Origin of the sequence: Nocardiopsis oceanisediminis (genome assembly GCF_048595525.1) — a bacterium.
Taxonomy (GTDB): Bacteria; Actinomycetota; Actinomycetes; order Streptosporangiales; family Streptosporangiaceae; genus Nocardiopsis_A; species Nocardiopsis_A oceanisediminis.
In genome coordinates, this window is the sequence record NZ_JAFMZJ010000001.1 from 1,242,254 (window position 1) to 1,261,744 (window position 19,491).

Here is a 19,491-nt window from a genome sequence, read left to right on the forward strand (position 1 = left end):
TCAGCCCTGGTGGCGGGCGAAGCGCCAGCCGCCCGCGGCGGTGAGGGCGGCCGCGTGGCCGGCCAGCACCAGCAGGCCGAGGAGCTGGTGCCCGCCCCCGGCGCCCCCGGCGGCGGCGTCGCTCGCGGCGCTGGGCAGGTAGAGCATCAGGTCGGCGCGGCCGGCCATGCCGAGCAGCGGGAACGCCAGGTACTCGAGGAGCATGGTGACGATGAAGGCCGCGGCGACGGCGGCCGCCGTGCTGCGCAGGGCGGCGCCCGTGCCCACCCCGATCGGCCCCCAGAGCAGCAGGGCGGCGGCCAGGCCCAGCAGGGCCGCGGTCACCTCGGGGGAGCCCAGCCGGGTCGCGGCCCCGTTCGCGGCCAGCACGGCGGCGACCGCCGCGGTGCCCGCCCCGACGGCGGCCAGCGAGCAGACCGCCGCCGCGCCGCTGCCCACGGCGAGTTTCGCCAGGTAGACGGTGTGCCGCCGGGGTTCGGCGAGCAGCGTCTGGGCGATGCTGCCGGACCGGTACTCGTGGGTGACCAGGACGATCCCGATGACCAGCGGGAACAGGTAGCCCAGCGCGAGCGGGGCCTTGTAGAGCACCACCGCGTCGGCGGCCGATTCCGGTACGGATCCGAGGCTCAGCCAGAGCTGCGCCAGGGCGCCGACCAGCAGCGCGCTGACCGCGACCAGGCCGGCCAGGAGCAGCCAGGTGCTCTTCGCGGTGGTGAGCTTCAGCAGCTCGGAGCGGATCTGGACGGTCACGGCCGGCCTCCTCGGGCGGATCGGGGGTCGTCGGTCCGGGTCAGCTCCAGGAAGGCCGACTCCAGGGTCCGCGGCTCCGGGCCGCCCCCGGCGGGGACGGCGGCGGGCGCGCGGAGCAGGGCGCCGAGCGGGCCGGCGTGCACCACCCGGCCCCGGTCCAGCAGCACCACGTCGTCCACGGTCCGCTCCATCTCGGCCAGCAGGTGGCTGGAGACCAGCACGGTGCCGCCGCCGTCCGCGAAGTCGCGGAGGAACTCGCGGAGCCACCGGATGCCGTCCGGGTCCAGCCCGTTGGCGGGCTCGTCGAGGACCAGCAGGTCCGGCTCGCCGAGCAGGGCGGTGGCCAGGGAGAGCCGCTGCCGCATGCCCAGCGAGTAGCCCCGGGTGGGCCGGTCCGCCGCGCCGGCCAGCCCGACCAGCTCCAGGACCTCCGCGATCCGCTCCGGGCCGGCCCCCGCCGGTCCGGCGTAGCAGCGCAGGTGGTTCCGGCCGGTCCGGCCGGGCGGGAAGGCCCGCTCGTCCAGGACGGCGCCCACCGCGCGGGCCGGGGAGGGCAGGTCGGCGTAGCTCCGCCCGAACACCTCGGCCCGCCCCGAGGTCGGCCGGGTCAGGCCGAACAGCATGCGCAGCGTCGTCGATTTCCCCGCGCCATTGGGGCCGAGGAATCCGGTGATCCGGCCCCGGCGGACGGAGAACGAGACGCCGTCGACGGCGGGCGTTCCGCGGAACTCCTTTCTCAGTTCGCGGGCGGATATCACTTCTTCGGCATCGGGCACGCCGTCCTCCAGGGGAGATGGGAAAGGGAAAACGGATCCGCGCCGGCTTCGAGAGGAGATCCGGCGGTGCCTCGAACATAGCGATCCGGGAATGGGAATTCACTGGTCCGTTTGTCATGCCGGCGGCGGTGCGTTTCGCAGGGGATTCCGATGACGGGTGCGGGTTCCCCGGGCCGCCCGGCCTCGGCGAGGATGGGGCGGGGCGCCGCCGCCGGGGCGGGCCGGGAGAGGGGGGACGTGCGCGGACCGACGCTGGACGAGCGGGGGCTCCGCCAGGCCAGGAGGATCGTGCTGGGGCTGTACACCGGCGGGACCTCGGGCCTGGTCGTGCTGCTCGCCCTGAACGGTGTGACGGACATGTCCGACATCTCGGGTGTCGGGCGGGCGCGGCTGGTCGCGGCGGCCCTGCTCGCCCTGCCGCTCACCGGGTGCCTGCTGCTGATGGCCGCCGACCGGGTCGGCCTCCGGCCGAGCGGCCCCCTGCTCTTCTGGATCTCCTACGCGCTGCTGGCCGCGATGGCCGGCACCGCCGGGGTGCAGATGTGGACGATGATGATCGCCGGCGTCTGGTGGGCCGGGTGCGCCCTGGCCGAACCGCGGCGGCGCGTCCCCGCCGCCGCCCTGCTCCTCCCGGTGCTGTTCGGCCCGGCCGCGCTGGCCGGCCCCGAATGGCCGTTCGCGCTGGGGATCGCGCTGTTCATGATCCTCTACCCGGTCTTCACCGGGCTGTTCGTCTACTACGCCGACCTCTGCCTGCTCTGGCTGCTGGACCTGATCGGCGAGGCGGTCGCCGGGCGCGAGCTGCGGGCCCGGTTCGCCGCGAGCGAGGAGCGGGCGCGGATCGCCCGGGACATCCACGACCTGCTCGGGCACAGCCTGTCCGGGATCGCGGTGCGCAGCCAGCTCGCCGCCCGGCTGGCCGGGCGCGACCCGGAGGCGGCCTCCGCGGAGATGCGCGGCGTGCAGCAGGCCGCCCGGGACGCCCTGGGCGAGGTGCGCGCCGCGGTCGCCGGGTACAGGGAGGCCGACCTGGAGGCCGAGGTGCGCAGCGTCGGCGACGTGCTGTCCGCCGTCGGCGCCCGCTGCGACCTGCGGGTGGACGAGGGCGTGCCGGCCGGGCTGGGCGGGGTGGCCGCCTGGCTGGTCCGGGAGGCGGGGACCAACGCCATCCGGCACGCCCGGCCCCGCCGCTTCTCCGCGGCGGTCCGCCGCCTCCCCGGGGCGGTGGAGATCGAGGTCGCCAACGACGGCGTGCCCGGCCGGAAGGGCGGGGCGTGCGCCGAAGGGAGCGGCCTGGCCGGGATGAGGGAGCGCGCCGCCGCGGTCGGCGGCACGCTGACCGCCGGGCCCGACGGGGCCGGCGGCTACCGGGTCCGCGCCGTACTGCCGGCCGCGGAACCGGGGCGGGCGCCGTCGGCGCCCGGGATCGACGAACGGGAAGGGACCGCCGCATGATCCGGATCGTGCTCGCCGACGACGAGCACCTGGTGCGCGGGGCGGTCGCCGCCCTGCTCGGCCTCGAAGGCGACCTGGAGGTCGTCGCCCAGGTGGGACGGGGCGACGAGGTCGCCGCGGCGGTGGCCGAGCACGGCGCGGACATCGCCGTGGTGGACATCGAGATGCCCGGCGCCACCGGCCTGGAGGCCATCGCCGAAACCCTGCGCGCCGCCCCGGGCTGCGGGCTGCTGGTGCTGACCAGCTTCGGCCGCCCCGGCTACCTGCGCCGCGCCCTGGACGCCGGGGCCCGCGGCTTCATCGCCAAGGACGCCCCGGTCGAGGAGCTGGCCGACGCCGTCCGCAAGGTGCACGCCGGCGGCCTGAGCATCGACTCCGACCTGGCCGCCACCGCCATGATGGCCGGGGACAACCCGCTCACCCCGCGCGAGGCCGACACCCTGCGCGCCGCCGCCGACGGCGGCACCGTCACCGACATCGCCCGCACCCTGCACCTGGCCCGCGGCACCGTGCGCAACCACCTCTCCGCCGCCATCGCCAAGACCGGCGCCGCCAACCGCCTGGGCGCCATCCGCAAGGCCCGGGAGATGGGCTGGCTGTGAGCGCCGTGTCCTCTTCCGGGAAACCGGAACCATGCGTATGCTTTTTGTAATACGTTCTGGGCCATGTTCAGGGCGGTTCAGTGGAGCGATGCATCCGAAGAGCACATCGGCCGGCACGGGGTGATGCCGCAAGAGGTGGAGGACGTCCTCTTCCATCCACCGCGCTGGGTCGAGTGGCGGAGGGATTCGACCCGGGCGGTGTTCGGCCGGACGGGGGAGGGCCGCTACCTGGCGGTGCTCGTCGCGGACCGGGGCCGGGGCGAAGTGTTCGTGGTGACCGCGCGGGACATGACCCCGGCGGAGCGGAAGACCTATCGGAAGAAGGCGAAGTGAATGGCGAAGGACAGGGAAGAACTGGACCGCCTCGCCGAGCGGTTCGAGACCGAGGACCAGTCGGCCGCGATCGAGCGGGCCGAACGAGACGACTCGGCGGCCGCCGAGCCCATGGTCGTGACGTCGCTGCGGCTGCCCAAGCCGGTCATGGACGCGGTGCGCGACCAGGCCGCGGAGCGCGGCGTCAAGCCCACGCGGCTCATGCGGGAATGGGTGGAGGAGCGCGCGGTGGCCGGCATGGAGCTCGGCGGAACGGCGGTGCCCACCTCGGCACTGCTCGCCTTCGTGGCGGAGCACGCCGAGCGCCGCACGGCGTGAGCGAACGCGCGCCGCTCCTCTGAGGGGCGGTCCGCACCTCAGAGGAAGCGCAGCACCAGCATCGCCGTGTCGTCGGTGTGCCCGCCCGGGGCGAACTCCTCCAGTTCGCGGTCGAGGCGGCCGATGACGGCCTGGGCGGTCAGCCCGGAGCAGGAGGAGAACATCTCCATCAGGCCCTCGTCGCCGAGCATGGCGCTCTCGTTGCGGCGCTCGGTGACGCCGTCGGTGACGGCGAGCAGCACGTCGCCGGAGTCGATCTCCACCGTCTCGGTGAAGAAGTCGACGTCCTCGAAGGCGCCGAGCAGCGGCTGGGAGGTGCCGACCGGGACGACCTTGCCCTTGCGGGTGAGCTTGATCGGCAGCGGGTGGCCCGCGGAGACCAGCCGGATGCGCATGCCCTCGCCGGGGTCGCCGAGCGGGGTCATCTCGCCGTAGAGCATGGTGAGGAACCGGGTCGAGGTGTTCTCGTCCAGGATGGCCAGGTTGAGCCGGTCCATGATGTGCGCCGGGGAGAAGCCCTCCCGGGCCAGGGCGCGCAGGGTGTGCCGGGCCAGGCCGGTGACGGCCGCGGCCTCCGGGCCGGTGCCGCAGACGTCGCCGATGGCGAAGCACCACCGGCCGTCGGTGGCGAACACGTCGTAGAAGTCGCCGCCGACCACGGTCCGCTCGTCCGCCGGGCGGTAGAAGACCGCGTGGTCCACCCCCGGGATGCTCGGCTCCTTCTCCTTGGCCGGCAGCAGGCTGCGCTGGAGCGCCTCGCTCATCTCGGTCTGCCCGGCGTACAGCCGGGCGTTCTCCATCGCCGAGGAGACCCGGCCGGCCAGGTCGTTGGCGACGTCGACGTCCTCCCGGGTGAACTCGTGGCCGGCCTGGCGGCCCAGCGTCATCCGGCCCAGGGCGCGGCCGTGCGCCACCAGCGGGACGCTGATCGCCGGGCTCTCCGCCAGCTCCAGGGTGAGCTCGTCGGTCAGCCCGGCGGCCGCCACCAGCTCGCGGGACCACAGCGGCCGCGGGCTCCGCTGCTCGGGCGGCGGGAGCGTGGACAGCAGCGTGTGCAGCACGTCGTTGTAGTTCTCGTTGGCGTGCACCGCGTGCGCCAGCCGGGTGACGCCCAGGTCGCTGATGATGTGCACGGCGCACCAGTCGCCCAGCCGGGAGGTGGTCAGCTGGGCCGCGAGGGCCGCGGTCAGCGGCTCGTCCAGCGTCCCGGTGAGCAGGTCGCTGGCCTCGGCGAGGAAGCTCAGCGACGCCCGCCGGGACAGCTCCACCTCGGCCAGCCGGGCGCGCTCCACCGGCAGCGCCATCCGGTCCGCGCCCTCCTGCAGCCGGCGCGCCGCCGTGTCGCCGAAGTGCCGGGTGCGCCGCGAGGCCACCCCGATCAGCCCGGTGATCCTGCCCTCCACGATCAGCGGAGCGGTGACCAGGGAGCGCATCCCCGCGTCGGAGAGCCGGCCGCGGTGCGCGCGGGCGATCATCAGGTCGTCGTTGATCACCGAGCCGGGCGCCGGGGCGGCCGAGGGGAACGTCTCCTCGGTGCGGCTGCGGAACGGGCGCCAGTTCCGCTCGGACAGCCCGGCCCCGGCGCGCACCTCCCACTCGGTCTCGTCGGTGGTGGCCAGCGCGATGTAGGCGGCGTCGCCGCCGAGCGCGGCGCGCGCGTACTCCACGGTGCGGTCCAGCAGGTCGGGCAGGGCCAGCCGGGCGGTGAGCGCCGCGTCCAGCGCGGCCCAGGGGCCCGGCCGGGGCGCGCGGCGGCGCTGCGGGCGCACCGGGGCCGGCGGCGCCAGCGGCCGCTCCGCGGCCTCCTCGTCGTCCGGCACCCGGAACCAGACGGCCTTGTCCTCCTTGCTGTAGGCGACGCCCCACGAGGCGGCGATCGCCGCGGCCAGCGCCAGGCCCAGCCCGCCGCTGCGGGCGTTCTCGGTGGAGGGCGAGGTGTCCACCGCCAGCGGGCCGGCCTGGGGCAGGGCCCGCTCCGGGACCCGGTCGGCCACGACCACCTCGACCTGGCCCTGGTAGCGGCGGACCGTGACCTCCAGCGGGCTCTCGGCGTGGATCACCGCGTTGGTCGCCAGCTCGCTGACGAGCAGCACCACGTCGTCGGCTGAGCGCCCCACCGCCCACTGGTCGAGGGTCTCCCGGACGAACGCGCGCGCCTCGGCGGCGGACTCCGGAACGGGAGGGAACTCCCTGCTGGCGACCTTCATCGCATCATGTGGCATCGTGAAGCCGTACGGTTTCCTTCGGTGGCGGACTCTTCGGTGGCGGACGGCTCGGGCGGCCCGGATGCCCGGCGCCGGAAACCCGGTCGGGCACACCAGCCGAGGGTATCCGCCCGCTCCATCCCTACCCCCATCCGCCTACTGACCGACCCGCGGTGTCGGAACGGTCCTCACATGGGCACAGTAGGAGACAACGCAGTCATGATGGCAGAACGACCGTGTATTGAGCAGCCCGGCCGAATAACGTGAAACACCGCGGCCCGTGAGACCCCCCGAGCCACGGGTCTCCGGTGCTCCCCCCGGGGCCTGGGGCGGGCGCGGCCGCGCGATGGGGACAGCCCAAGGAGGGGATCCATGCCCGAGGCCACCCGGGCGCCGGCCACCGAAGCGCAGCTGGATGCGCTTCTCGGCGCCCTCTACAGCATGCGCGACGGCGATTTCAGCGTGCGCCTGGACGAGCGGGCGGACGGCAAGGCCGGCGAGGTCGCCACCGTCTTCAACCAGGTGCTGGACCACTGCGAGCAGCTCAGCAGCGAGCTGCAGCGGGTCGGCGACGTCGTCCGCACGGAGGGGCGGCTGACCGAGCGGGTCTCGGTCAGCCCGGCCCGCGGCGCCTGGGGCAAGAGCGTGCGCGCCCTCAACCACCTCCTCGACGAGGTCAGCGAACCCGTCACCTCGGTCGCCCGGATCCTGGACGCGGTCGCCGGCGGCGACCTGTCGCAGCGGGTGGACCTGTCCGGCAGGCACGGCGAGCTCCAGGGCGACCTGCGCCGGCTGGCCGCGTCGGTGAACCGGATGGCCGACCAGATGAACGGCTTCACCAAGGAGGTCACCCGGGTCGCCCGCGAGGTGGGCACCGAGGGCAAGCTGGGCGGCTCGGCCAAGGTCGAAGGGGTCTCCGGCGCCTGGCTGGACGTCACCGAGGCGGTCAACCAGATGGCCTCCCGGCTGACCGCGCAGGTCCGCGATATCTCCACGGTCACCGTCGCCGTCTCCCGGGGCGACCTGAGCCGCAAGGTCACCGTGGACGTGCAGGGCGAGATGCTGCAGCTCAAGGACACGGTCAACACGATGGTGGACCAGCTGTCCACGTTCGCCGACGAGGTGACGCGGGTCGCCCGCGAGGTCGGCACCGAGGGCAAGCTGGGCGGCCGGGCCAACGTCAAGGGCGTCTCCGGCATCTGGAAGGACCTGACCAACAACGTCAACTCGATGGCCGACAACCTGACCACCCAGGTGCGGGACATCTCCCAGGTCACCACGGCGGTCGCGCGCGGCGACCTGACCCGCAAGGTCAAGGTCGACGTGCAGGGCGAGATGCTCCAGCTCAAGGACACCGTGAACACCATGGTCGACCAGCTCGACTCGTTCGCGGACGAGGTGACCCGGGTGGCCCGCGAGGTCGGCTCGGAGGGCAAGCTGGGCGGCCGCGCCAACGTGAAGGGCGTGTCGGGGATCTGGAAGGACCTCACCGACAACGTCAACTCCATGGCCAACAGCCTCACCTACCAGGTGCGCAACATCTCCCAGGTGACCACCGCGGTGGCCGCCGGCGACCTGAGCAAGAAGATCACCGTCGACGCCCAGGGCGAGATGCTGCAGCTGAAGGACACCGTCAACACGATGGTGGACCAGCTGTCGGCGTTCGCCGACGAGGTGACGCGGGTGGCGCGCGAGGTGGGCACCGAGGGGACGCTGGGCGGCCAGGCGCACGTCCGCGGCGTCTCCGGGGTCTGGAAGGACCTGACGGACAACGTCAACTCGATGGCCAACAACCTGACCCACCAGGTGCGGCAGATCTCCGAAGTGACCCGGGCGGTGGCCGCCGGCGACCTGACCAGGAAGGTCACCGTCAACGCCAAGGGCGAGATCCTGGAGCTCAAGGGCACCGTGAACACCATGGTGGACCAGCTCTCGGCGTTCGCCGACGAGGTCACCCGGGTGGCCCGGGAAGTGGGCACCGAGGGCAAGCTGGGCGGCCGGGCCGAGGTCAAGGGCGTCTCCGGCATCTGGAAGGACCTCACCGACAACGTCAACTCGATGTCGCAGAACCTGACCACCCAGGTGCGCAACATCTCCCAGGTCACCACCGCGGTCGCCAAGGGCGACCTGACCAAGAAGATCACCGTGGACGTGCAGGGCGAGATGCTCCAGCTCAAGGACACGGTCAACACCATGGTGGACCAGCTGTCCGCGTTCGCCGAGCAGGTCACCCTGGTCGCCCACGAGGTGGGCTACGAGGGGCGCCTGGGCGGGCAGGCCAAGGTCGACGGCGTCTCCGGCACCTGGAAGCAGCTCACCGACAGCGTGAACGAGCTGGCCGGCAACCTCACCACCCAGGTCCGCGCGATCGGCGAGGTGGCCGCGGCGGTCACCCGGGGCGACCTCACCCAGCAGATCCACACCGACGTCCGCGGCGAGATGCTGGAGCTGCGCGACAACATCAACGTCATGGTGGCCAACCTCCGCGAGACCACCGCCGCGCAGCGCGACGACGACTGGCTCAAGTCCAACATCGCCCGCATCTCCGCGCGCATCCAGGGCCACCGCGACCTGAACGAGCTGGCCCGGCTCATCATGACCGAGGTGACCCCGCTGGTCGACGCCCAGCACGGCGCCTGCTACCTGCCGGAGGACTCCGAGGAGCAGAACACCTTCCTGTTCTACGCCGGCTTCGGGTTCCAGCCCGGCGAGGGGCGCAACCGGGTCCGCTCCGGGGTGGGCCTGGCCGGCGAGGCCATCGCGCAGAAGCGCGAGCAGCTGGTCCGCAACGTGCCCGCCGCCTACGTCACCGTGGAGTCGGGGCTGGGCTCGGCGCCGCCGCTCACCCTGGCGGTGCTGCCGATCGTCTCCGAGGGCCGGGTGCTGGGCGTGGTGGAGTTCGGCTCCTTCGGCGACTTCCGCGAGGTGCACCTGAACTTCCTCCGCCAGCTGGTCAACCTGCTGGGCACCACGATCAACACGGTGCTGGCCAACTCCAAGACGGAGTACCTGCTGGTGCAGTCGCGGCAGCTGACCACGGCGCTGCAGGAGCGCTCCAACGAGCTCCAGCGCCAGCAGGAGGAGCTGCGCCGGAAGAACGCCGAGCTGCACAGCAAGGCGGGCCAGCTGGCCAGCCAGAACCGGGCGATCGAGCTGCAGAACCGGCAGATCGAGCGGGCCCGCCGCTCGCTGGAGGACCGGGCGCACCAGCTCCAGGTCTCCTCCAAGTACAAGTCCGAGTTCCTCGCGAACATGTCGCACGAGCTGCGCACCCCGCTGAACAGTCTGCTCATCCTGGCCCGGCTGCTGGCCGACAACACCGAGCAGAACCTCACCTCCAAGCAGGTGGAGTTCGCCCAGACCATCCACAAGGCCGGCAGCGACCTGCTGGAGCTCATCGACGAGATCCTGGACCTGGCCAAGGTGGAGTCGGGCCGGGTCGAGGTGCAGGCCTCCGACGTCTCCATCGGCCAGCTGGTGGACTACGTGGAGGCGACCTTCCGGCCGATGACCACCGACCGGGGCCTGGCGTTCTCGGTCGAGGTCTCCCCGGACATCCCCAACTTCCTCTGGACCGACGAGCAGCGGCTCCAGCAGATCCTGCGCAACCTGCTGTCCAACGCGGTCAAGTTCACCTCCTCCGGCGAGGTCCGGCTGCTGATCCGGCCCGCCTGGGCCCTGGACGACGCCGACCTCGACCTGGTCGGGGAGAACGAGGAGGTCATCGCCTTCTCGGTGGCCGACACCGGGATCGGCATCTCCGAGGACAAGCTCCAGGTCATCTTCGAGGCGTTCCACCAGGGCGACGGCGGGACCGCGCGCCGCTTCGGCGGCACCGGGCTGGGGCTGTCCATCAGCCGCAACTTCGCCCGCCTGCTCGGCGGCGACATCCGGGTGGACAGCACCGTCGGCGAGGGCAGCACCTTCACGCTGCTGCTGCCGGTCCGGGTGCCGGAGGGCACCGCGGAGCGGATGGACGAGACCGTCGACACCCTGCCCGCCCTGGAGGAGGCCGGATCCGACATCGAGCCGCTGGCCGGCATGGACCTCTCCGACCTCTCCGACCCGTTCGCCGAGCCGCTGCCGCAGACCGACGGCGAGCCGGAGGCGGAGCCGGCCGCGGCCGAGGCGGTGCCGGTGCTCCGCGAGCCCGAGCCCGCCGCCGAGGGGGAGGAGTCGGCCGAGGACGGACCGGCGCCCGACCCGCGCCGCGCCGAGGTGCTGCGCGGCAAGCGGGTGCTCATCGTCGACGACGACGTGCGCAACGTCTTCGCGCTGACCAGCGCCCTGGAGGCGAACGGGCTGCGGGTCCTCTACGCGGACAACGGGCGCACCGGCATCGAGAAGCTGGAGGCCAACGAGGACGTCGCCCTGGTGCTGATGGACATCATGATGCCCGAGCTCGACGGCGACGCCACCACCCGGGCCATCCGGGACATGCCCCAGTACGCCGGCCTGCCGATCATCTCGCTCACCGCGAAGGCGATGCAGGGCGACAGGGAGCGCAGCCTGGAGGCGGGCGCCTCGGACTACGTGACCAAGCCGGTGGACCTGGACCACCTGCTGAACGTCATTCAGAAATGGCTGGACCCCGAATCCGGGCAGCACGCCCCGGACGATGAGCAGGAGCAGTAGACGTGCCGCAGAAGGCCAACATCCTCCTCGTGGACGACCGCGACGAGAACCTGACCGCCCTGGAGGCGATCCTCACCTCCCTGGACCAGAACCTGGTGCGGGCCGGCTCCGGTGAGGAGGCGCTCAAAGCCCTGCTCGAGGACGACTTCGCGGTCATCCTGCTGGACGTGATGATGCCGGGCATGGACGGCTTCGAGACCGCCACCCACATCAAGCAGCGGGAGAAGACCCGGGACGTCCCGATCATCTTCCTGACCGGGGTCGGCATCGACCGGCACCAGGTCTTCCGCGGCTACGCCTCCCGCGCGATCGACTACCTCACCAAGCCCTTCGACCCCTGGGTGCTCCGCTCGAAGGTGGAGGTCTTCGTCGAGCTGTTCCAGGTCAAGCAGCGGCTCAAGGACCAGGCCCGGCTGCTCCAGCGCCAGCTGGTCGAGGATGCCGGGGTGGAGGCCGAGCCGCTCAGCGCGCGCCTGGCCCGCCAGGTCGGCGAGGTCAACGCGGGCCTGGAGCCGCTGCGCGAGCTGATCGTCACCGGCGACCACCACACCGACCAGCGCACCGTCGACGCCGTGCGCGACCTGGCCGAGTCGGTGGCCAGGCTGACCACCATGGTGGAGTCCATCCGCGGCCCGGAGTGACCCGGGCGCGCCGCGCGCCGGCCCCGCGCCCGCTTCGAGGGCATGGTCGACACCGGCCGGCGCCCGGCCGAGGCCGCCGACCGGCCGGTGCGCGACTACTTCCGCTTCCGCAGAGGGGCCGCCGGCTTCGGCCGGGTCGGCCCCGGCGGTCCGGGCCGGGCCCAGGACCTGTCCGGCGCCCGGCCCGAAGGGGCCTGGGCCGCCGCACCCCCGCCGGGGCCTGGAACGGCTTCCCCGGTGCGGCGACCGATCGACAGCACCGGGCGGCCGGGGCGGTGCTGTCCGGAAAGAGGTTCGATGTCCGGAATCGGCCAGGCGGGCGTCCGCGGTGCGGCCGGCCGGCGCCGCGCCCCCGCCGGTGACCTGCGGCGGGCCCGCGGAACAGGCCCTCCGGCCTGCGCGCGGCCCGGCGGGGGAGTGCTGCCCTCGGTGATATTCTCACGGCGCTCTGCAACGGCTACGGACAACGGACATCCCCCATGGACCTTCGCGATCAGAACTCCCCGCCCCGCCGCTTCGCATCCCCCGGGGTGCTGGGGTTCGTGCTGCTCTGCTTCTTCCTGCCGTTCGTCGGCGTCTCCTGCGAGAGCTCGATGGGGTCGCTCGAGGTGCAGGCGAGCGGCTGGGACATGGCCGTCGGAGGTGAGCCCTCGATCACCGGCACCGGCGTCTTCGCGGAGGGGACGGAGACCGACGCCTCGGCGCTGACGACCGAGGACCTGGAGTCGGAGACCGGCGAGCCGATCGAGACGTTCAGCCCGCTGATGCTGCTCAGCGCCCTGGCCATCACCGCCGGGATCATCGCCGGGTCGATCCCGGCCAAGCCGTTCGTCCGCGCGGTGGGCGTGCTGTCGGCGAGCGGGCTCGGCCTGCTGCTGTCCCTGGTGAACATCTCCCTCGCCCTGGCCGGCGGTGCGGAGGAGTCCTCCTACGGAGTGACCGTCTCGGCGGGGACCCGGGCGGGCTTCTGGGTCACTGCGGTGCTGCTGATGGCCGTCGTCGGCTTCGCGGTCTTCGAGATGGCGGCGAGCCGCCGGCCGGCCCCCGCCGCCCCCGGCGGGCCCTTCCCGCCGCCGCCCGGACAGGCTCCGCCCGGTGCCGCTCCGCCGCCCGCCGGCCCCTACCGGGCCGGGCCGCCGACCGGGCCGACACCCCCTCCGGGGCCGCCGGCCCCGCAGCGGCCTCCGATGCCGCAGGGCCCGCCGCCCCAGGGCGGCCCGGCCGCGCCGGCGCCCCCTCCCGGGCGGCCCGGCACCGCCCCGCCGAACTCCCCGCGCTTCCTCCCGCCGGGGCGGCAGGACCGCTAGACCGCTGATGGGAAGGGCGATGGGCGCAGAAGAACACCCCGCCCCCCGCCCTTCCCCCCGATGGTCTTGGCGTTGCGGGGGCACCAGGGCGCCCTGATGCCCCCGCAACGCCGAGACCATCGCCCGGGGCGGGCTTCTCCCATCAACGATCCAGGCCGGCGACGGGGCGGCCGCGCTCCGGGCGGCCCCGGCGCCGGCTCACTCCCCGCCGGCGGGCGGGGCGGTGGGGTGCGGCGGCAGGGCCAGGCCGATGTGCTCGCCGATCTCCTCGATCAGGCCCAGGTCGGCCAGGCGGAACGAGCCGCGGTTGCTCCTCCGGACCAGGGTGAGGGCGCCGCGGACGCCGCGGCTGCCGATCAGCGGGACGCTCAGCAGCGAGCCGGCGCCCAGGGCGCTGAGTACCGGGGCGCCGGAGTCGGTGCCGAGCACCGTCTCGTCCTCGATGAGCTGGTTGAGGACCGACTTGCCGCTCTCCAGGACCCCACCGGGGACCTCGGAGGCCATCGGGTCGAGCCCTTCGAGGAGCCCGCGGTGGCCGTCGCCCTCCGGGACGGCGACGACGGCGCGGCGGGCCCGGCGCGGATCGGCCGGCAGGTCGCAGACGTCGATGAGCACCCAGTCCGCGTAGGAGTCGGCGAGCAGCGCCGCGGCCTCGTCCAGCGCCAGCGGGCTGCCCACCCCGCCCGGCCCGGCCGAGGCGAGCAGCAGCCGGGTCATCCGGGTGAGCACGTCGAGCCGGCGCGCGGCGAGCACCACCACCTGGTCCTCCACCTCCGACTCCAGCGGCGGCGGCCCCTCGTCGCCGCCGCCCTCCAGCGGCGGCGAGACGACCGCCAGCACCAGCGGGTTGGCCTCGGTCGGCAGGTCCAGCCGGGTCAGGGTGAGGTGCACGTCCTCGGCCCAGCCGCGCTGGGCGAGCCGGGACTCGAACGACGCCGGGTCGCCGCCGCGCAGCACCGAGGCCAGCCAGGACCGCATCGGCGCCCGGCGGCGCAGGTCCACGAAGTTGGAGAACGGCTTGCCGGTCAGGTAGCCGGGGGCGCTGCCCAGCCGCTCGGCGGCGAGCGTGTTGATCCGGCGGATGTAGCCCTCGTGGTCGAGCAGCAGTACCGGCACCGTCAGTTCGTTGAAGACCGCCCGCAGCACCGCCTTCTCGTCGTCCGGCGCCCGCGGCCCCCCGGCCGGCGGGGCGCCGCCGCCCGCCTCGGCGGCGATCCGCTCGCCGCACTCGCGCAGCAGCTCGCCGGCGTAGCCGAGCTCGGCGAGCGCGGCCTCGGCGGTGCCGGCGGCATCGTCGGGGTACATGCCGAGCGTGGTGCGCAGGGCCTCGGCCCGCTCGTTCAGCTCCGCGATCTCCCGCTGCAGATCGGCGAGGTTCTCCGGCACGCTCTCAGACTCCAGACATCTAGCCGTGCGGGGCCGCGGCGGCGTGCTCCGGCGCTCTTCATCCCCCGCATGACGCTAACGCATGCGGGGCCCTGCGGGTTCTGCGGTTACCGTGGAGTTCGGCCGTGTCCGAGCGGGTGCGGCCCCGAGCGCGACCGGGTGCCCGCGGGGCACCGGAGAGGGGGCTGCGATGACCGGCGGCGCACCGCAGTGGGTCGAGCGGCTCGCCCGCGAGATCGGCGCGCTGGGGCAGGCCGAGGGCGGCACCCCGGAGCGGGCCCTGGACCGGATGAGCGTCGCGGCGGCGCGGGCCGTCCCCGGCTGCTCGGCGGCGCTGGTGGTGATCTGGCGGGACGTCGGCCCCGGCGGCGGGGGCGGCGGGGTGGCCGGCGGACACGTGGTGGTCGACTACGGTGCCTCGCACTCCGACCTGTCCACCGCCTTCGAGTACCAGTACACGACCGACCAGGGGCCCGCGGTGGAGGCGGTCCGCGAGATGCGGCCGGTCGCCATCGGCGACGTGCTGCGCGAGGACCGCTGGCCGGACTACGTCAGCACCGCGGTGCAGTGCGGCGACCGCTCCTCGGTCACCTACCCGGCCGAGCTGGACGGCGAGGTGGTCACCTTCGGGGTGCACTCCGGCCGCGGCGACGCGTTCGACGTGGAGGCGGTCGCCCCGCTGGTGGCCCTGCTCGCCGAGCACGCCGCGATGGCGCTGCACAGCGCGGGCCGCTACACCGACGTGGCCCGGGAGGCCGCGCACATGCGCCGGGCGATGTCCGCCCGCGCGGTGATCGACCAGGCCAAGGGGATCATCATGCACGCCCGCGGGTGCGGGGCGGTCGAGGCCTTCGAGGAGCTGCGCCGGGTGGCCCAGCGGAACCGGATGAAGGTGACCGAGGTGGCGCGGAGCCTGGTCGAGGAGAACTCCGCGGAGCGGCCGCGCCCGGCCGCCGCGGCCGAGCGCAGGCGGATGTGAGCGCCGTATGTGGGCGCGGTATCGGTGTGATGACGGTGCGCGGCGCCTTCTGTATCGGGCCCGCGGCGGGCGCTAGGGTGGTTCGGGTGGCGTTCCCGCCCGGCGCGCGCCCGTCCCGGCGGGAGCGGGCCGCTGCGGGACGCCGGCGCAGCGGAGGAGGAGAGTGAGCGTGCCGTCGGAGATCCCGGTCCGCCGCGACGGCGGTGTCGCGGTCGTCTCCCCCTCGGGAGAGCTGGACGCCATCACCTCCCCGGCCCTCGCGGAGACCCTCGACGCGCTGCTGCTCGCCTCCGAGGAGCCCGTCCGCGGCATCGTGGTGGACCTGGCCGCCGTCACCTTCTGCGACTCCCGGTGCATCGGGGTCCTGGTCGCCGCCTACCGGCAGGCCCGGGACCGCGGCATCGGCCTGGCCGTCGCCGCCCCGCAGCGCACCGTGCTCCGGCTGTTCGTGATCGCCGGCATCGACCAGGTGATCACCATCGAGTCGGACCCGGTCGTGGCCCGCGAGGCCGTCCTCGCCTGAGAGGCCGTCGGGTGCGCGGTCGGCCGCCCGGGGCGTCCGGGCCCGGTCCGGGGTCAGCGCGGGTGGGGGAGGCGGAAGTGCAGCCGGACCCGGGTCCCCTCGGGGCCGGGGAGGACCTCGAAGAAGTCGCAGACCTGGCGGGTGATCCACAGCCCGTAGCCCCGGTCGCCGGAGGTGTCGGCGGGGCGCAGGCCGGCGCTCCGGTCGTCCAGATCGGGGGAGGGGTCGTGCACCTCGCAGACCACCCGGCCGTCCTCGCGCCACAGTGAGACGGTGCCCTTGCCCGCGCCGTGCTCCAGCACGTTCGCGGCCAGTTCGTTGACGGCGATGACCAGGTCGGAGCGGCGCTCGTCGGGGATCCCGGCGGCGTCGGCCAGCGCCGCCGCGTCCTCCCGGACCAGGGTCAGGTCGGCGGCCAGGCCCATGCTGAGCACCGGGGCCCCGGCCGGCGGCGGGGCCGGGTCGGCGGCGTCCGGCGGCGGGCGGTGCGCCGGGTTGGCGCGGGGCCCCTCGGGGGTGGCCAGGCATGGGTGCGCGGCCAGGGCGCCCTCGCGGACCTCCTCGGCCAGCTCCGAGGTCAGGTGCGCGCAGACCACCCGCAGCCGGTGGCCGGCCAGCGCGGTGCCGAGCTCGGCCTCCAGCCGCTGCCAGTGGGCCAGCTCCACCGGGCGGTCGGCGGGCAGCACCGGCTCCCCGACGAAGAGCGCGCCGGAGGCACCGCCCTCCAGGGCGAGCCGGTACAGGGCGGCGACGGTCCGCCCGGGGGCGTCGTAGAAGGCGCCCCGGTCGGCGAAGCGCAGGCCGGCGTCGGGGCGGGCGGAGCGGAGCCGCCCGCGCAGCCGAGGCCCGACGGCCACCGTGACGCGCGCGCCGCGCGCCAGGCCGCCGTCGATCTCGGTGAGCAGCGCCTCGCAGAGCCGGTCCGGCGCGCCGGCGAAGGCCCCGGCGTGCTCGAAACCGGAGGCCGTGGCGCCCGGATGCGTCGCGTGCGTCACATGCGAGGTCATCCCCGGGCGCTCCTCCTGGCGTTCGGGACGTCGGACAGGGGGCGGCACGGCCGGACCTCACCCGCCGCCCGGACTAGTGTGCATCATCACCGGAGGCGAGCGGGAGGCCGTCCTCGGCGGGCAGCGCCGACCGGTAGATCCGCTCGGTCTCGGCGGCGACCCGCTGCCAGGTGAACCGGGACCGGGCCCGGTCGGCGGCGGCGATGCCCTGGGCGGAGCGGATGGTGGGCTCGTTCATCAGCGAGCGGACCGCGCGGGCCAGCGCGTCCGGGCGTGCGTGCCGGAGCAGCAGCCCGGTGGTGCGGTCCAGCACGGCGCCGGTCGCGCCGCCGGACGCCTTGGCGATCACCGGCAGCCCGCACGCCATCGCCTCCAGCACCGCGCCGCCGTAGGGGTCGTAGGCCTCGGCGGAGACGTAGACGTCGGCCGAGCGGAGCAGCCGCGGCAGCTCCTTGCGCTCCACCGGGCCGGCCAGCCGGACCCGGTCCTCCACGCCGGCCTCCTTGACCAGCAGCTCCAGCCGGCGGAGGTCCTCGTCGAGCGAGGGCTCGGCGGGGGAGGCGGCCGCGACCACCAGCAGCTCGGCCCCGGGCAGCCGGGTGAGCGCCTCGACGACCCGGTCGGCGCCGCCGGAGCCGGGCCGGGCGACGGTGATCAGCCGGGTGCGCTCCTCGCGGCGGTGGCTCCACGGGTCGGTGGCGGCGCCGCCCTCGACGGTGAAGTGGTCGGTGTCCACGCCGAACGGGACCACGGCGACCTGGTGCCGGGGCAGCCCCATCCGGGCCAGCTCGAAGCGGAGGTCGGCGGAGCCGGCGACGACCGCGTCGGCGCGGCCCGCGATGGCCGCCTCCATCCGGACCCGGTCCGGCCGCTCGGGAAGGCCGGAGCGCTGCTCGGCGACGTTGAGGGAGTGGAAGGTCTGCACGATCGGAGGCGTCTCGCCGCGCTCGGCGCCGCGCACCGCGGAGAGCGCGGCCAGCCCGCTGGTCCAGCCGAGGGCGTGCACCACGTCCGGGGCGTCCTCGTCGAACGCCGCGGAGAGCGCGGCGGCGAAGGCGCCGGTGTGCTCGGCCTCCTCCCCGCCGTGCAGCGGCCGCTCCGGCCCGGCGGTCAGGATCTCGGCGTGCACGCCCCGGCCCATCCGGGAGCGGCCCGCGGGGTCCTCGGTGCTCTTGCGCGCGTACACCGTGACCCGGTGCCCGAGCTTGGCGAGCTGCCGGGACAGCGATGCGACGTGCACACTGTCACCGCAGGTGGCTTCGCCCCTGTGTGCGGCGAGGGGAGTGGTGTGCTCGGCGATCAGGGCGATCTTCACGTAGGACTCCTCGTTGCGGGACGAGATCGGAAAAGGCGCGCGGGGGCCGGCCGCAGGGCGGGCGGGGCCGGCCGGTCGGAGGCCGGGCGGGAGCCCCGGCGAGGCGCGGTGGGACATCGCGAGAACGCGTCCGCGCGGGGCGCGGACGCGGGGAGGGCGAAGTGGGGACACGGGGCGGAACATGAAGACGCATGGGCATCACACCTGGGGTTTCAGTGGAGAAAGAGGAAACACCGAAAGCGCCCGCCTCGGCACCGGGAGGTGACCCCCGGGAGGGAGCGCTCTGAGGTAGGTGTGTCTGCGTCTTAGACACCCGGACCGCCCATTCTGCCAGATGCCCCGAAGAGCCGACAACGCCGCTGCGACGTGCGGGGACATCGTGAAGCCCCATGTGGGTGGGGGCGGAGCGGCCCCGCGGGGTGTTTGTCGGCGGGCGTCTCGGGCAGGGTGGGCGGCGACGGGCGGTGTTCGCACGGCGCACACCGCGGACCGCGAGCGCGGACGGAGGCGGGTCGGATGGCCGGGATCGTGCCGCGGCAGGCGGAGAGGGCGCGGTCGGGGCGCCCCCGGGGGAACCCGGCCCCCGGATCGCACCCGCTGCGCGGCGGGCGCGCGCTGGTGGTGGGCGGCTGCGCCCCCGGCCCGGACGGCGCCCCGGCGGAGGCGGTCGCCGCCGCCCTGGCCGCGGCGGGCGCGGCCGTGGCGGTGGCCGGCGACACCGGGCGGCCCGGTGCCCCCGCGGCGGTGCTGCCGGCCGACGGGCCCGGTGCGGTGCCGGAGGCCGCGCGGCGGGCGGCGCGGACCGGGGCCCCGGTGCTGGCCCTGCACTGCGCGTCCGGCTCCGAGGCGGCCTGCCGGGCGGCCGTGGCCCACACCACCCTCGAATTCGGCGGGATCGACCTGGTCGTGGTCTGCGCGGAGGCGGGCGGTGAGATCCCGGTTCGGACGGCGTCCTGGCTGCTCAGCGCGGTGCGCGGGTTCACCCGGGACGGCGCGGCGGTGCTGCTGGCGGGGCCGGCGCCGCAGGGCGCCCCGCCCGTTCCGGGAGTCCCCGCGGACGACCCGCGGGTCGCGGTGCGGCCGGTGCCGGGGGCGGACCCGGAGGAGCTGGCCCGCGGCTGCGTGCGGGCGGCGGCGGAGGCGGTGCGCGGGCGTCCTGCGGGTGCGCCGGCGGTGCGGCGGGCGGCCGCGCGGGGCCCGCGGCGCTGAGCTCCGCGGCGCCGGGATTCCGGGCGGAACCTGCGTGCGCGGGCGATTTCC

Annotated in this window: 16 protein-coding genes; 10 read left to right on the forward strand and 6 right to left on the reverse strand. The window is 74.8% G+C overall.

Annotation, left to right across the window (positions count from 1 at the left end; all coding sequences use genetic code 11):
- Both J0910_RS05640 and J0910_RS05645 read right to left on the reverse strand, forming a co-directional pair.
- Entirely contained in the window at positions 1-750 is a 750-nt protein-coding gene (locus J0910_RS05640) for an ABC transporter permease (protein WP_420157454.1), read from the reverse strand.
- Positions 747-1,526: an ABC transporter ATP-binding protein gene (locus tag J0910_RS05645; RefSeq protein WP_420157455.1), complete on the reverse strand. Its 780-nt coding sequence runs from the start codon at positions 1,524-1,526 to the stop codon at positions 747-749. Before J0910_RS05645 ends, J0910_RS05640 begins: the two co-directional genes overlap by 4 nt.
- A gap of 237 nt (positions 1,527-1,763) precedes the next feature.
- On the opposite strand from J0910_RS05645, the gene J0910_RS05650 reads away from it, so the two are divergent.
- The 4 genes from J0910_RS05650 (at position 1,764) to J0910_RS05665 (ending at position 4,234) form a co-directional block, all read left to right on the forward strand.
- Positions 1,764-2,981: a sensor histidine kinase gene (locus J0910_RS05650; protein WP_420157456.1), complete on the forward strand. Its 1,218-nt coding sequence runs from the start codon at positions 1,764-1,766 to the stop codon at positions 2,979-2,981.
- Positions 2,978-3,583, forward strand: coding sequence for a response regulator (locus J0910_RS05655; protein ID WP_420157457.1), 606 nt, complete (start codon positions 2,978-2,980; stop codon positions 3,581-3,583). Before J0910_RS05650 ends, J0910_RS05655 begins: the two co-directional genes overlap by 4 nt.
- A gap of 63 nt (positions 3,584-3,646) precedes the next feature.
- Positions 3,647-3,916 carry a BrnT family toxin gene (locus tag J0910_RS05660; RefSeq protein WP_420157458.1) on the forward strand — a complete coding sequence of 90 codons (270 nt, stop codon included), beginning with the start codon at positions 3,647-3,649 and terminating at the stop codon, positions 3,914-3,916.
- On the forward strand, positions 3,917-4,234 hold the full coding sequence (locus J0910_RS05665) for a hypothetical protein (RefSeq protein WP_420157459.1): 318 nt from the start codon (positions 3,917-3,919) through the stop codon (positions 4,232-4,234). It begins immediately after the preceding gene.
- Between the two features lie 38 nt (positions 4,235-4,272).
- Here J0910_RS05665 and J0910_RS05670 read toward each other — a convergent pair whose 3' ends face one another.
- Positions 4,273-6,441, reverse strand: a complete 2,169-nt coding sequence (locus J0910_RS05670; protein WP_420161898.1) for a SpoIIE family protein phosphatase — start codon at positions 6,439-6,441, stop codon at positions 4,273-4,275.
- A gap of 369 nt (positions 6,442-6,810) precedes the next feature.
- On the opposite strand from J0910_RS05670, the gene J0910_RS05675 reads away from it, so the two are divergent.
- From J0910_RS05675 to J0910_RS05685, 3 genes are all read left to right on the forward strand, one after another.
- Positions 6,811-11,073 (forward strand): HAMP domain-containing protein, encoded by a 4,263-nt coding sequence (locus J0910_RS05675; RefSeq protein ID WP_420157460.1) that lies wholly within the window; start codon positions 6,811-6,813, stop codon positions 11,071-11,073.
- A gap of 2 nt (positions 11,074-11,075) precedes the next feature.
- Entirely contained in the window at positions 11,076-11,714 is a 639-nt protein-coding gene (locus J0910_RS05680) for a response regulator (RefSeq protein ID WP_420157461.1), read from the forward strand.
- Between the two features lie 479 nt (positions 11,715-12,193).
- Positions 12,194-13,021 carry a hypothetical protein gene (locus tag J0910_RS05685; RefSeq protein ID WP_420157462.1) on the forward strand — a complete coding sequence of 276 codons (828 nt, stop codon included), beginning with the start codon at positions 12,194-12,196 and terminating at the stop codon, positions 13,019-13,021.
- 198 nt (positions 13,022-13,219) lie between these two features.
- On the opposite strand, the gene J0910_RS05690 is transcribed toward J0910_RS05685, so the two are convergent.
- Positions 13,220-14,407 (reverse strand): GAF domain-containing protein, encoded by a 1,188-nt coding sequence (locus J0910_RS05690; protein WP_420157463.1) that lies wholly within the window; start codon positions 14,405-14,407, stop codon positions 13,220-13,222.
- A 190-nt stretch (positions 14,408-14,597) separates the two neighbouring features.
- Between J0910_RS05690 and J0910_RS05695 the strand changes: the two genes are divergently transcribed.
- Positions 14,598-15,386 (forward strand): ANTAR domain-containing protein, encoded by a 789-nt coding sequence (locus tag J0910_RS05695; RefSeq protein ID WP_420157464.1) that lies wholly within the window; start codon positions 14,598-14,600, stop codon positions 15,384-15,386.
- Between the two features lie 169 nt (positions 15,387-15,555).
- Complete coding sequence (locus J0910_RS05700; protein WP_420157465.1) at positions 15,556-15,909, forward strand: STAS domain-containing protein; 354 nt, start codon at positions 15,556-15,558, stop codon at positions 15,907-15,909.
- A 53-nt stretch (positions 15,910-15,962) separates the two neighbouring features.
- Here the strand turns inward: J0910_RS05700 and J0910_RS05705 are convergent, their stop codons facing one another.
- On the reverse strand, positions 15,963-16,916 hold the full coding sequence (locus J0910_RS05705; protein ID WP_420157466.1) for an anti-sigma factor RsbA family regulatory protein: 954 nt from the start codon (positions 16,914-16,916) through the stop codon (positions 15,963-15,965).
- A gap of 73 nt (positions 16,917-16,989) precedes the next feature.
- On the reverse strand, positions 16,990-18,231 hold the full coding sequence (locus tag J0910_RS05710; protein ID WP_420157467.1) for a glycosyltransferase: 1,242 nt from the start codon (positions 18,229-18,231) through the stop codon (positions 16,990-16,992).
- A 516-nt stretch (positions 18,232-18,747) separates the two neighbouring features.
- On the opposite strand from J0910_RS05710, the gene J0910_RS05715 reads away from it, so the two are divergent.
- Positions 18,748-19,440 (forward strand): hypothetical protein, encoded by a 693-nt coding sequence (locus J0910_RS05715; RefSeq protein ID WP_420157468.1) that lies wholly within the window; start codon positions 18,748-18,750, stop codon positions 19,438-19,440.
- Positions 19,441-19,491: the final 51 nt, after the last annotated feature.

What these genes read in the sequence shown, in the direction of transcription:
- J0910_RS05655 (WP_420157457.1), top strand. Translation starts at nt 2,978, where the DNA reads ATGATCCGGATCGTGCTCGCCGACGACGAGCACCTGGTGCGCGGGGCG.
- J0910_RS05660 (WP_420157458.1), top strand. Translation starts at nt 3,647, where the DNA reads ATGTTCAGGGCGGTTCAGTGGAGCGATGCATCCGAAGAGCACATCGGC.
- J0910_RS05665 (WP_420157459.1), top strand. Translation starts at nt 3,917, where the DNA reads ATGGCGAAGGACAGGGAAGAACTGGACCGCCTCGCCGAGCGGTTCGAG.
- J0910_RS05670 (WP_420161898.1), bottom strand. Translation starts at nt 6,441, where the DNA reads ATGAAGGTCGCCAGCAGGGAGTTCCCTCCCGTTCCGGAGTCCGCCGCC.
- J0910_RS05675 (WP_420157460.1), top strand. Translation starts at nt 6,811, where the DNA reads ATGCCCGAGGCCACCCGGGCGCCGGCCACCGAAGCGCAGCTGGATGCG.
- J0910_RS05685 (WP_420157462.1), top strand. Translation starts at nt 12,194, where the DNA reads ATGGACCTTCGCGATCAGAACTCCCCGCCCCGCCGCTTCGCATCCCCC.
- J0910_RS05695 (WP_420157464.1), top strand. Translation starts at nt 14,598, where the DNA reads ATGACCGGCGGCGCACCGCAGTGGGTCGAGCGGCTCGCCCGCGAGATC.
- J0910_RS05705 (WP_420157466.1), bottom strand. Translation starts at nt 16,916, where the DNA reads ATGACCTCGCATGTGACGCACGCGACGCATCCGGGCGCCACGGCCTCC.
- J0910_RS05715 (WP_420157468.1), top strand. Translation starts at nt 18,748, where the DNA reads ATGGCCGGGATCGTGCCGCGGCAGGCGGAGAGGGCGCGGTCGGGGCGC.